The following is a 12,885-nucleotide window of genomic DNA, read 5'->3' as shown; positions in this document are numbered from 1 at the left end:
GGCGATCAATGGGTCGGATTTTACCTGCCGCAAGCGCGCTGACGGGGGTTATACGGTGTCGCAACTCGGTGCGTCGATAGCAGACCTGACACCGGATAGCATCCGCTTGTGCCGTCAATTCCTGCCGGCGTGGATGGCCGAACGCAAGTATCTGAAGCTTCGCGTGGGCAGGCGGTTTATGGAGGAATTGCAGATTCCTCGTCACTTTCGCCTCGATGCCCCCACACCGTTCGAAGCATGCCGGACGCTCGATCCTCCGCCGACCATGAAGATGGTCGATGGCGCGCTAGGCAAGTTGAAGCATGCGTTCCCGGCATTCAAGAACGCGACGGTTGCACAAGCCTGGGCGGGGTTTATCGATGTCACGCCAGATGCGGTGCCGGTCATCTCGGGCGTCTCCAAGATCCCAGGATTTTTTCTGGCAGCGGGATTTTCAGGGCATGGTTTCGGCATTGGCCCGGCAGCCGGCGCGTTGATGGCGGATCTGGTGACCGGAGACACGCCAGGCGTGGACGCGAAGGCGTTCCGGCTGGACCGGTTCAATGCCTGAGAGTTGACCAATATGAATCGACCATAACAACGTACAGCATCCACTCCGGCGGCGCGCACGCACGCTGCCGGAGCCCGTCGATCAGAATTCCTGCACGGTCGGACGAAGCACAATCTCGTTGATATCGACATCGCCCGGTTGCTCGATCGCGTAGGCAATCGCGCGTGCCACCGAGTCCGCGGGAATCGCCTGCTGATAAAACTGCCCGACCACCTTCGCGCTATCTTCATGCGAGCTACCGAGTTTCAGTTCGGAGTCCACCGCACCCGGCAAGATGATCGTCGTGCGGATCGACCCGCCGACTTCGTGGCGCAGCCCTTCAGAGATTGCGCGTACGGCAAACTTGGTACCGCTATAGACGGTGCCGCCGGGGCTGAACACCTTGATGCCCGCCACCGACGAGATGTTGATGAAGTGGCCACTATCCTGCTTTTGGAAAACCGGCAACGCGGCGGCGATGCCGTACAGCACGCCCTTGATGTTGATGTCGATCATGCGTTCCCACTCGTCGACTTTCATTTCCGACATGGGCGCGATCGCCATGAACCCGGCGTTATTGATCACGACATCCACGCGTCCGTAAGTGCTCACCGCCTGATCGACCAGCGCTTGCACGTCTGCGCGGCGGGTGACATCGGCGGCCAATACCTCGACCTTGCCGCCCGCATCGCGCAACTCTGCGGCAATGCTCTCAAGCCGGTCAAGACGACGTGCGCCCAATAGGAGCGACGCTCCTTTTGCCGACAAATGACGCGCCGTGGCTTCACCAAGCCCGCTGCTCGCGCCGGTGATGACGACGACCTTGCCTTCGATTCCATTGCTGACGTTATTGACCATTGTTGACAGGCTCCTGTGTTCCTGAGAGGGCGGATGCCCCCGCGACAGAAGACAGTATGGGAACCTCAAGTCAACCATTCAATGGAAATGATACGATTTCATAATTCCATTTCCTGGAAGATGAACCGAGACCTCCCGAGAGCCCATCATGCAGAATCGCCTTGAAATGTTGCGCATCTACTGCGCGGCCGTTGAAGCACAGAGCTTTAAGGAAGCCGCCACCCGGCTGGGCACGTCGCCTCAGGCCATTACCCGAGCCGTTCAGGAAGCGGAAGCGCTGGTGGGAGAAATTCTCTTCCACCGCAACACCCGGCGGGTACGTGCCACGGAAGCAGGAGAAGCATTCGCGCTGCGCGCACGCGAACTCGTGCGGCAGATGGATGATCTGCTAAGACCGAAGGACAGCGAAATAGATGCCGAGATTGCCGGCCTGGTTCGATTGACCACGCCCAAGTCCATCGGCGAACGTTTTCTCATGCCCGCGCTTGTGCGTCTTGCCGAGAAGCATCCGCGCATCACGCTCGACCTGCGTTTATCCGATGCAATCAGCGACCCCATCGCGGAGCAGATCGACATTGGCGTGCGGATCGGCTTCATGCGAGACAGTCGTTTCGTGGTGCGTCCCGCATCGCACGTGGGCTTCTCCGTCATTGCCAGTCCGAAGCTGATTGCACGCGTGGGCCGTCCCACGAACCTGGCTGAGCTTGCGCTGCTGCCGTCGACGGGATTCATCGATAGAAACACCGGGCGAGTGTGGCCCTGGCAGTTTTCCAACGGGCAGCAAATGACGCCGACCAACCTTGCGTTCCAGACCGACGATGGAGAGTGCGAATGCCGCGCCGTTATTGCGGGACTGGGGTTTGGGCAGATCGTGAGTTATCTCGCCCTGCCCTTGCTGCGCGCAGGCAAGGTGATAAGCGTACTGGACGACGTTGCGCCGGAGCCGTGGCCGGTCTACGTCTATAGACCGCAGAGAGGACCGGTGCCCGCACGCATCCGGCTCGTGTTCGACGCCGTGCTGGCAGCACTGGAGAAATCAGAACTGCAGCATGGGCCTTATGTGTCGGGCTGATTTCACCTGCGGGCAATTCTCTCAACAGCAAGCAAGCGGACGATTAATACGGCACGGAGAAAGACCGCCCGCCGCTGCTTACGACCTCTATGCCCTTTACCGGCTGCGTTAAAACGCTTCCCATTGCGCATTCGACGCGCTGCCGCTGGTTGCCGGCTTAGCCGATACTCGCAACGCGCGCGCGCCATTCGCGACTTTCTCCTGAGTCACGGGACGCGGTTTGACAAGCGTCTTCGGCGAGGCTTTCACGCGTGTAACCGGCGTTGCATATCCCATTGAATGTTCGGTGCCCAGCCTGAACGAAGACACTGCCTGAGTGAGTTTGCGCCCCTGATCCTCGAGCGATTGCGACGCCGCTGTCGCCTGCTCGACGAGCGCGGCGTTTTGCTGCGTCACTTCATCCATTTGTGTGATCGCCGTGTTGACTTGCTCGATGCCGCGACTTTGCTCACCCGATGCCGCGGCGATTTCTCCCATGATGTCGTTCACGCGAGCGACTGCGTTCGTGACTTCCGACATGGTGCGGCCCGCTTCGCTTGCCAGCCCGGAACCGGTCTGGATCTTCTGCACCGACGAAGCGATCAGGTCCTTGATTTCCTTCGCAGCGCTTGAGGACCGTTGCGCGAGGCTGCGCACTTCGCTCGCCACGACTGCGAATCCCCTGCCCTGTTCGCCGGCGCGAGCGGCTTCGACTGCTGCGTTAAGCGCGAGGATATTGGTCTGGAACGCAATCCCTTCGATGATCCCCGTGATATCCGCGATCTTCGTGGAGCTCTCGCTGATACCGGCCATGGTCTCGACAACCTGCCCTACGACGCTGCTTCCCTTCGCCGCCACTTCCGATGCATTCGATGCCAGCGAACTCGCCTGTGCCGCGCTTTCTGCGTTTTGTTTGACCGTCGAGGTCAGCTCCTCCATGCTTGCCGCGGTTTCTTGCAATGACGACGCTTGTTGTTCGGTGCGCGACGACAAGTCGATGTTGCCCGATGCAATCTCGCTGGAACCGGTGGCAATACTGTCGGCCGCCGTCCTGACATCGCCGATCAACTTGACCAGGCTGCCTTGCATTACACCCATCAACGCGAGCACGCTGCCGGCAGGCGCCAGATCGGCACCCCGAACCAGGCTCAGGTCGCCGTTTGCCACCCGTTGCGTCACTTCACCCAGCGCGACCGGTTCAGCGCCCAGCGCTTGGGTCAGCCCGCGAATAATCAGCGCGGCCGCGCCGATCGCCACGACGAGAGCGATCAGACAGGCCGTGATAAGCAGAGCGCGTTTGTTTGAATAATCAAGTTCTGACTGCGCGTCGATCGTCTTGGCGCGCTCGGCGGTGTACTCGGAATAGTCGTTTGTCGCCTTGATCAACTGTGCAAGAAGCGGGCGACACTGCTCATCGATCATAGTGATGGCTTCGTCACGTTTGTTGGTGAGCGCTGCGTTGACGATGTTCATCGCAACCGGCCCATAGAGACTCTCTACGCGGCTGATTTCGGCCACCAGACTGCGTGCCTTGTCGGAGACGCTGGGGTCTTTGACGTTTTCGCTTAGTTGGCGCAACGCGTTGTGTACGTCCTCGTGGGCCTGGATCACCTCGGCTTTCTCCGCATCGAGGTCAGCGGATTTAGTCACCAATACAAGATCTCGCGCCGCAATTGCACGCCGATCTACGGCCGTGCGCACCGTCTCGGCAAGACGCGCGCGTACCTCTATGCCGGAAACGTAGCGGGAGAATTGACTATTCGCATCGCTCAGCGCCTTAAGTGAAAAGATCGAGATGGCGACAAGCATGAAGATCAATAAACCAAAGCTCCATGAGAGTTTGGCTTTGACGGAAAGCGATTTAAAGCTCATTTTCATAATTCCCTTCGATGACAACAATGTGAATCGCTCAAGCAAGCTTGACCCAGGCATGACTGCGAGTGATCGGCCAGACATTGATCTTTGGAAATACAGGACGCGGTACTGCATTTCTCTAGCAGTACTACGGCGGGGTGAGCGCAATCTGGAGAGGGTTTTTAACGGACAAACGTTTGCTTAAGAAATAAATAATCACCAAGCAGTTTTGTCTTAGGCTTGTCCACCTTGATTAACTTTAATCCCAGGTTTTTATCAAGACCGTGGATTTATCTGCCATGGACTTGCTTGGAAAAGAAGGCGCTAATTTCGCGTGCCGAGATAAAAATGGTCTATCAGGCGACCATCAATGCCCCTTTCCGAAGACGCAAAAAAAAGGCGTCGTGCGAACACGACGCCTGAAATTCTAGCTCCGAGGGGAGGGCTAGAACTGAGAGCCAGCTTACAACTCAACCTCCCCGGCGCATGGGCCGCTGAAGGTTCTACAAACTTGCCGCAATACCGCTTGCGGCGGCGTGATCGTCAGTGCATCAAACAAAAAAACGCATGGACCGCATCGTCTGGCGTCAGGCCCACGTCGAAGTAACCTTGAAGACGGTCCGCAGTCGCATCGTCAAGAACGAACGGTGGGTTGATGAACCGCGCGGCGACCGCCTGGTCGTACCAGACGCTGATCCAACCGGTAAGTTCATGAACATCTTCCATTCGTTGCAGCCCGGATTTGCTATCCATGGGATCTCCGTAAAACTCAACAGGGTCGTCAAGCTGCCACCCGGACACGCACCATCAAAGCCTTCCCTACAGCAGGATTACTTACCAGGAACCATCGTGATGAAAGAACATCGGGAGCCGGGTCGCAGACGGATGATTGTGACCCAGCACTAGCCACAAGCCACAAGCAACCGCTCCACCCCGCCATGAAAAATATCAAACAAAAGGCTAACACTTGAGCTGCGATGGTCTTTGGCGACCACTATGAACTCTTGCTAAAGGCCTAAGGATTGGCCCATACCGGCGCACTCCTCTTACCGTTTCGCATGACACCATGCTATCCGGTTCAAATCTATTTTTCAGTCGGCAGAAGCGGAATTTGATCTAGGAATATCCTGCAATGGCTATAGGGATTTCCTGACAGAGCAACCCTGTCGATTCAGGCGGCTAGCTAAGTCCCCACCCACAACCACCGTCGGCCGCCAAATCGTCCACCTTCGCCCAAACGAAAATCAATTGCCGTAACGGCTGCTATTTTCATCACTCCGTCACTAGCCCGTGCCGGACGGCATAACGAATCACTTCCGAATTGTTGTTGAGCCCAAGCTTCTGCATGAGCCGCATCTTATGCGTGCTGATGGTCTTGGCACTCAACGACAACGCATCGGCAATATCATTGATGCTGTTACCGGCCGCCAGCATTTGCAGCACCTGAAACTCGCGGTCCGAGAGGATTTCATGCGGCGGTCCGTCGCTGGAAGGCGCGTCGAAAACGATTGCATCAACCAGCTTCGGATCAATGAAGCGCCCACCCGCCGCGAGCTTGCGGATCGCAGCGAGCAGGACTTCGAGGTCGCTGTCCTTGGTCACATAGCCCGTCGCGCCCGCGCGTAGCGCTCGCGATACCACCTGCCCTTCGTTGTGAATGCTCAGCACCAGGATCGGCAGCGAAGGCTGTTCAGCCCGCACGCGCCGGATCAGGTCCACGCCGCTAATGCCCGGCATGGTCATATCGAGCAACAGCAGGTCCACGCGGCAAGCACGCAGCTTGTCCACGACTTCAGACCCATGCGCGGCTTCCCCGACCACGGCAATATCGGTCGTCGTGGCCACGATCTGCTTGAGGCCGCTTCTTACGATCGCGTGGTCATCCGCTATAAAAATACTGATCATTGTTCCCGTCCGCTATCCAGCGGCAAATTAATTGAAACCATGGTTCCGGCACCCGGCGCACTGTCGACCTGCAGCGTCCCGCCAATCAGGCGCGCCCGCTCGCTCATGCCCAGCAACCCATAGGAATAGCCGCTTTGTGCCGACTCCAGGTCGAAACCCTGACCGTCGTCGCTCACGCGAAGATCAAGCGCCAGGTCAGTGCTGACGAGCGTTACCGCCACGCGCGACGCGCCGGCATGGCGCGATACATTCGTCAGCGACTCCTGGACGATCCGGAACACGGCCGTTGCATGGGCGTCCACGAGGGTCGGTTCGCCACCCCGGACCACCAGTTGACAAGGCATGCCGTTGCGCCTGCTGAAGTCTTCCGCAAGCCACTCCAAGGCCGACACAATACCGAAGTTAAGCGCCGCCGGTCGCAAATGGCTCGCCACGTTACGCACCATCCAGATGGTTTTCTCTACCAGCTCGCGGATGTCATCTATCTTCCTTGTCGCTTCTGCGTCGGCAACTACGCGCATTTTGAGGAGTGCAACATCCATTTTCAGCGCGGTGAGCAACTGACCCAGTTCGTCGTGAATCTCCAATGCAATGCGACGCCGCTCCTCTTCCCGGATGGCCTCCAGATACGCCGACAGCTCACGCAATTGTTCACGCGACGCCAGCAGTTCCTCCTCGGTACGCTTGCGCTCGGTGATGTCCTGGACGGTGCCGACAATACCCCACGAATGCCCCTCGTGCGCATCCACGAGTTCTGCCTGAAGCCGGACGATGCGCGTCGTCCCGTCAGGCCCCGTGATGCGATGGTCGATGCCAAAGGGTTGCCCCTTGGAGAGCAGTACGCGTGTCGCACGCCGGACAGTGGCACGGTCGTCGGGATGAACCAGCGCGAGATAGGTGCTGTAACAAGGCTTCACGACCAAGGGCGCCAGTCCGAGAATGCGGTAGAGCTCGGTGGACCAGTGCGTGAGCCCGCTATCGCGATCCCATGCCCAGTCGCCGAGCCTCGCCAGGCGCTGCGCGTTGGCGAGGCTCGCTTCGCTCGCTCGCAGTTTCTCGTCGGCCTTCCTGCGCGCCGTGATGTCGTAGAGCCCTACATAAATAGCCGGAACGTCGCCGTAAGTCGCAACCCTTGCGTTCGCCACGGCCCAGAACGAAGTACCGTCGGGCCGCCGGAAACTCAGCTCGACATTGCGTAGACTTCCTTCATCGCGCAGATGGCACACCAGTTCGCCACGCTCCTTGGGCGCCGCATACAAGTCGACAATGTTGCCAAGCATCGGTTGCGTCGTGTCGAGTGCAAAGAGTTCGCGCAGCGGCTGGTTCATGTAGAGAATGTCGCCCTCGGGCATGGACGTAATGCACAGCGGCACCGGACTCGTCTCCACAATCGCGCGAAACCGCGCCTCACTCTCCTTCAGCCGCGCCTCCACGCCTCGGCGCTCGACAATCTCCAGGTTAAGGCTGACATTGGCCCGCGCCAATTCCTCGGTGCGTTGCGCCACCCGCGCTTCGAGTTCATCGCGAGCATCGGATAACGCTTTTTGCGTCTTTTCACGTGCGGCAATTTCATGCTGCAACTGCATGTTCCGCGTCAGAAGTTGCTGCTGTAGCGTCCGCAATGCCAGATGCGTGCCAATGCGCGCCACGACCTCGTCAACCCGGATCGGCTTGGTCACATAGTCGACGCCACCCGCTGCCAGCCCCTCGATCACGTCGGCAGTCGCGGACATCGACGTCATGAAGATCACCGGGATGTCGCTGGTTTCACGATTCGCCTTAAGCCGCCGGCAGGTCTCGTAGCCGTCAATGCCAGGCATCTTGACGTCGAGCAGGATCAGATCCGGTTGCGAGAACGCCGCGCGTTCCAGCGCCTCCAGACCATCCAGTGCCACGAGCACGCGAAAGCCCTGCCCCTCGAGACTCTCCACTACGACGCTCAGGTTCGCGGGCATGTCGTCCACGATCAGGACCGCGGGCGGTTCCAGCGTTGCAGGTGCAAGGTCGATAGTCGTACTGTCATTCATGACGCGTGCCCCCCTTCAAGATGCCGCTCGACGAATTGCACGATCGCCTTGGTCCGATAATTCTTCGCAAGCGTGCGCAGTTCAGTAGCGAACGCGCTGTAACGTTCATCGAGCGTGGCGATGCGTTCGGCCCACAACACGATCTCGCGCATGTTGCCCTGGCGCGCAAGCCGGTGCAGGTTCTGCATTTCATGCGAAGGCACGGCCGGGCACGGCATCATCGCTGCAGGCTGGGGCGGCAGTTCGCCAAGCGATGCGTAAGTCCAGGTGAGCGAGAGCTGCGCGGCAATGTTCGCCAGCAGCGTGTCGAGATGGATGGGTTTCGCCACGAACGCGTTGGCGCCGGCGCTCAGGCTGCGCTTTTCGTCGCCACCTGTCGGGCTGGCGGAGATCGCGATGATCGGCACACCTGCAAAGTCCGGCAGTAGCCGCAAGCGGCGCATGGTTTCAAGTCCGTCCATCTCGCGCATCACGATGTCGGTCAGGACCAGCGAAGGGCGCTTCTGCCGAGCTTTCTCCAGCGCCTCCTGACCGCTCGCCGCTTCAATCATGTCGAAGCCGATCTGTCCCAGCATGTCGACCACCACTGCGCGATTGGTGGCCACGTCGTCGATGACCAGCACGCTCCGGCGCGCGCCCGTGTAGCCGGTGACCACCCATGCTGCATGTGACTCTGCCGACACGGACGGCGCCGGTTCCGCTTCGAGGTCGAACCAGAAGATGCTGCCCTCGCCTTTGCGGCTCTCGACCAGGATATCGCTTCCCATCGAACGCATGAGTTGCCGGCTGATGCCAAGCCCAAGCCCGGCGCCTCCACGATGCCGTTGTTCGTCGCCGGTTTGCTCGAAGGGTTCGAAGATCAGCTCGCGTTCCATGTCACCAATGCCGATCCCGGTATCTTCCACCGTGAAGCGCACCCGGCCATCCGGCAAGGGCGCCACGCGCAAGCTCACGTGGCCGCTATCAGTAAACTTCACTGCGTTTGCCAGCAGGTTGAGCAGTACCTGGCGCAACCGCCGTTCATCGGCACGCACGGCGTCGGGCACGTCGCGCGCTGCTTCGCACACAAAGAAGAGCTGCTTTTGCTCAGCCTTCACGCGAATGATTTCCTCGACGTCGCCCAGCAGTCCGGGAAGCGGCACCGCGACAATATCGAACGGCATTTTGCCGGCCTCTATCTTGGCAATATCAAGAATGTCATTGATTAGCGCAAGCAGGTGTTCGCCGCTGCGTTGAATTACGCCGAGCCCGTCGCGTTGACGCTCACTGAGGGTCCTATCCCGGCCGAGGACTTGCGCGTATCCCAGGATGCCATTCAGCGGCGTGCGCAATTCGTGGCTCATGTTGGCGAGGAATTCGGATTTCGCGCGATTGGCCGCCTCCGCGGTGCGCCGGGCTTCACGGCCCTCGGCTGCTTCCCGCTCGTCGTTATAGGCACGGTAAAGGCGGGCGCACATGGAGTCAAACGCGGCCACTACCCGTTCGAGTTCGTCCGGCCGGCGCGGCCGGCGGCGCTGCAGCGTGAAGGCTTGCGGCGCCTTCCGGAAGTCGTAACTTTCGACGCGCCGGGCCACCGTGGCGAGATGGCGGGTCACGAGCCGCGAGAAAATGTAGATGGTGAACAGCGATACGAGAAACGTATTGGCGCCCTGGCTCAGCAGGATCACCAATGCTGTCCTGAACAGTTCGTTGTACAGGTTGGCGAGGGTTGCCTCGACACGCAGCGTGCCGATCGATTCCTCGTGACCCTGGATCCGATACACGATCGGAAAACTGCGCACCATGACCGGACCTCGAGAATGCGAACCGGCGGAGACCACCATGGAGCTGTCGCTGGCGATCACCTCCGTGACTGCGGCCAGCCGGATGTCCGGCAGATGGAGAATGCCGTCGAGCTGGAGTTCGAGTTGCGGCCGGTCAAGCCGCCAGAGCGCTTCGCCCAGGCTACCGCGATAACTGCCATCGATCTCCGCAAGCCGGCTTTCGATGAGCATCACCCCCCGGTGATAATCGCCATACAGTTGAAGCGCGGTGAGCGTGAGCGTGACCGTGCAACTGAACAGGAACACGGTAGCGAGTAGCCGCATCACGACACTGCTGCGGTGGCGGCCGACCAGATCACATAGTCTGCCGAACGTATTGAGCGCCATAGTTCTTCCTCAGACCCGCTTGGTTCTTGTTCCGCCTATTCTGCGCGCTCTGGCGGCGGTGGTCTAACGGTGGCATAACACAAGGAATTCAAAGGAGGCCGGCTGCAGAGGCCATGAGGGACGCCGGTTCGGTGTTTGAGGAACAACCGTACGTATTGTCGTCTGGCATGGTGAGCCGCGCTCACGATGACCCCGCCATGCGCGCGCAAGATGGGGTGAAACCTATAAAGTCTGATGAATTATGGGTCCGCTACGCGTAAGCCTTCGAGCTACTCGCCGAAGTGCTGCGGCGAACCACGCCGCAATACGGCCCCTACGTCGAGCAGGCTTATACGGACACGGACGACATCTCGGTTGCGCGCTCGCATTGGACGTGGTCAAGGGCTTGCGGATCAACATCATGATCAGCGGCGTGTGTCATGAGGAATTGGACGAGGGAATGATTCCAATCCCGTTCCCTGATCGACAAGGGTTTGCTTGGGCTACCGTGTCGGGCTGATTTTGAAAGGCAGGCAAGCGAAACGCGAACGGTCATTGAACTCAGGCATCCGCTCTTGCCCTCGTGGGCACCCGAGGACGCAAGGCGCTGCGGTTAGATCCTGCAAAGCCGCAGTAATTTCGACGTGACCCATGCGCGATCGCGGCTCTGGCGAACCATCGCACGCTCTTCCGGCGCATGCACCTGCAGGTCGTCAATACGTTGGTTCAGTTCGACCAGCAGTTCCGCCTGCTCATCATCCAATACGCTGCCATGCGACTCCGCAAGCTCGCCGAGGGTATTGCCAAGTTGTCTGAGCGAAGCCGCGTCCATGCTGATCAACGGCCAGCAACGCAACAGGAAGGTCAAGGAGATAACGTTTCTGCTATCGCACCAGGAATCGAACAGGCGCAGACAGATGGCATCTATTTGTTCAGTGGCAGGCTTGGGGTCGAAAGAATCGGCGCTCATCTCAGCATAGTGGAAGGCAAGGAGGGTAAGGAGGGAGGGCAAGGAGTCCTAGATTAATCGATCGTAAAGCAGGACGCAGCCTTTATACATCAGGAAACCGTCGAAAATCGCTAAGAAAGCGCCGTTTGCGGTTTAAGGGAATCCTGACTTAAGCGCTGGACCTCAGGCCGATCATTACCCTATGTTATGGGGACTCGGACAATTGCGGCATTGCCTCCTTAAAAGTGGCCTCCTATATTTTCCTCATTCCAGTCTTGCGCGTCTTGCCTTGCGCTGCAACAGCGATCGCTTGAGCGGGTGAGTCGAGATGAACAGCGTGCCAAGCAGATGACATTACGCTCTTGCAACGCGTAAGCCGCCGACAAGCCAGAGTAGCCTGCGCCGATCACCTCACCTCCACCGAGAGATCACGGTCGATTGACGCGCCTCCGCTAGAAAGGCGAAGCTCCTCCCATGTCGATCCATAACGAGGGCGCAACAACGCTTGCTTCATGCGGCGCGCGCTTCGGCTTCCACGGCGTCGGCGAGTGCGGCGAGCGTGGGGAAATTGAATGTCGGCGTGATGACGGCGCGCGGCGCCGGGGTTGCACCGAAACCCTTCATGCCTTGACGACGCTCGATCCAGCAGGTCGCGTAACCTAGTTCGGCCGCAACACCAATGTCGTGATACTGGCTTTGCGCCGTGTGCAGGATCTCGCCGAACTTATAGCCGAACGCTGCCTGACGGCCGCGGTTATACGCAAAGAATTGCGGGTCCGGCTTGGCTACACCAGTTTCATCAGCACATACGGTGTCGTCGAACGGATCGCCTAACGTGTGAGCATAGGCGGACAACGCCACGCGGTCGGCATTGGTCATGGCAACTAGCCGATAGTGTTTGCGCAGCCGCTTGAGGGCCGCCACCGAATCTTCGAACGCAGGCCAGTCGAGCACATCGCGCTGGAACGCAGCCGCGGTCTCGTCATCCGCGGGCAGGCCCAGTTCGTTGGCGAGCAACTGATAGACGCTTGCCATCGCCTGGCTGGAACGGCCTGGAAACGCCGCACGGCCGCGCATGTAGGGTTCGAAGATCTGGTTGTCGGTGAGATCTTTCGCCTTTGCACCGCCCAGGCGCCGCACCGACGCCAGCACACCGCTTTCGAAGTCGATCAGCGTGCCGACCACGTCGAACGTCAGTACCTTGAAATCCTTCAGCTTCATGATTCGTAATCCTCTATAGTTTGTGTTGAGTCTTGACTTGATGTCCCCTCTTCAAGGGAATGCCACGGATAGGTAAAAATTCAGGTCAGTATGACGATGGTGTCCTGCGGATCGAGCAAGACCGTATGTAATATCCCGCTCGCCGACCCACACCACGCCGGACGTCAGCTGGATGAAGCGCCCAGAACGCCAAGCAACGTAGTCTTGCTCGACCCCGAAGGCCGGAGCAAAGAGACGAATTCACCGGGCGCGATATCAAGCGGCACGTCGTCCGAAGCGACCGCGGAGCCGTAGCGCTTCGTGGCTGATCGGATCGATACACCTGCTTTCGCCCTTGCATCCATACCCTGATTCCTCGCCAT

General features: G+C 59.2%; 10 protein-coding genes and 1 pseudogene. 2 read left to right on the top strand and 9 right to left on the bottom strand.

From position 1 onward, the window contains the following. The coding region (locus GSQ93_RS38375) for an FAD-binding oxidoreductase (RefSeq protein ID WP_254074101.1) at window positions 1-550 on the top strand (550 nt) is incomplete at its 5' end. A gap of 81 nt (window positions 551-631) precedes the next feature. On the opposite strand, the gene GSQ93_RS28310 is transcribed toward GSQ93_RS38375, so the two are convergent. Beyond that, window positions 632-1,387 (bottom strand): SDR family oxidoreductase, encoded by a 756-nt coding sequence (locus tag GSQ93_RS28310; RefSeq protein WP_158938955.1) that lies wholly within the window; start codon window positions 1,385-1,387, stop codon window positions 632-634. 148 nt (window positions 1,388-1,535) lie between these two features. Between GSQ93_RS28310 and GSQ93_RS28305 the strand changes: the two genes are divergently transcribed. Then, on the top strand, window positions 1,536-2,459 hold the full coding sequence (locus GSQ93_RS28305) for a LysR family transcriptional regulator (protein ID WP_158938954.1): 924 nt from the start codon (window positions 1,536-1,538) through the stop codon (window positions 2,457-2,459). A gap of 108 nt (window positions 2,460-2,567) precedes the next feature. Here the strand turns inward: GSQ93_RS28305 and GSQ93_RS28300 are convergent, their stop codons facing one another. From GSQ93_RS28300 to GSQ93_RS28265, 8 genes and pseudogenes are all read right to left on the bottom strand, one after another. Then, window positions 2,568-4,310, bottom strand: a complete 1,743-nt coding sequence (locus tag GSQ93_RS28300) for a methyl-accepting chemotaxis protein (protein ID WP_158938953.1) — start codon at window positions 4,308-4,310, stop codon at window positions 2,568-2,570. 525 nt (window positions 4,311-4,835) lie between these two features. Continuing rightward, the gene (locus tag GSQ93_RS28295; protein ID WP_174254686.1) at window positions 4,836-5,045 is read right to left on the bottom strand and encodes a hypothetical protein; all 210 of its coding nucleotides are present in this window, start codon (window positions 5,043-5,045) and stop codon (window positions 4,836-4,838) included. Between the two features lie 519 nt (window positions 5,046-5,564). Continuing rightward, window positions 5,565-6,197, bottom strand: coding sequence for a response regulator transcription factor (locus GSQ93_RS28290; RefSeq protein ID WP_158938952.1), 633 nt, complete (start codon window positions 6,195-6,197; stop codon window positions 5,565-5,567). Continuing rightward, on the bottom strand, window positions 6,194-8,224 hold the full coding sequence (locus GSQ93_RS28285; RefSeq protein WP_158938951.1) for a response regulator: 2,031 nt from the start codon (window positions 8,222-8,224) through the stop codon (window positions 6,194-6,196). The genes GSQ93_RS28290 and GSQ93_RS28285 overlap by 4 nt, the downstream gene beginning before the upstream one ends. Continuing rightward, window positions 8,221-10,374, bottom strand: coding sequence for an ATP-binding protein (locus GSQ93_RS28280; RefSeq protein WP_158938950.1), 2,154 nt, complete (start codon window positions 10,372-10,374; stop codon window positions 8,221-8,223). The genes GSQ93_RS28285 and GSQ93_RS28280 overlap by 4 nt, the downstream gene beginning before the upstream one ends. A 592-nt stretch (window positions 10,375-10,966) precedes the next feature. After that, complete coding sequence (locus tag GSQ93_RS28275) at window positions 10,967-11,323, bottom strand: hypothetical protein (RefSeq protein ID WP_158938949.1); 357 nt, start codon at window positions 11,321-11,323, stop codon at window positions 10,967-10,969. Between the two features lie 489 nt (window positions 11,324-11,812). After that, complete coding sequence (locus tag GSQ93_RS28270; RefSeq protein ID WP_158938948.1) at window positions 11,813-12,523, bottom strand: HAD-IA family hydrolase; 711 nt, start codon at window positions 12,521-12,523, stop codon at window positions 11,813-11,815. Window positions 12,524-12,646: 123 nt separating this feature from the next. Continuing rightward, a pseudogene (locus GSQ93_RS28265) lies at window positions 12,647-12,867 on the bottom strand (polyamine ABC transporter ATP-binding protein); the annotation flags it as partial. Between the last annotated feature and the right edge of the window lie 18 nt (window positions 12,868-12,885).

The organism is Burkholderia sp. S171, assembly GCF_009766085.1.
In the GTDB taxonomy this organism is placed as follows: Bacteria; Pseudomonadota; Gammaproteobacteria; order Burkholderiales; family Burkholderiaceae; genus Caballeronia.
Note: the sequence above shows the minus strand (reverse complement) of the source record. Positions and strands in the feature narration are given on the sequence as shown.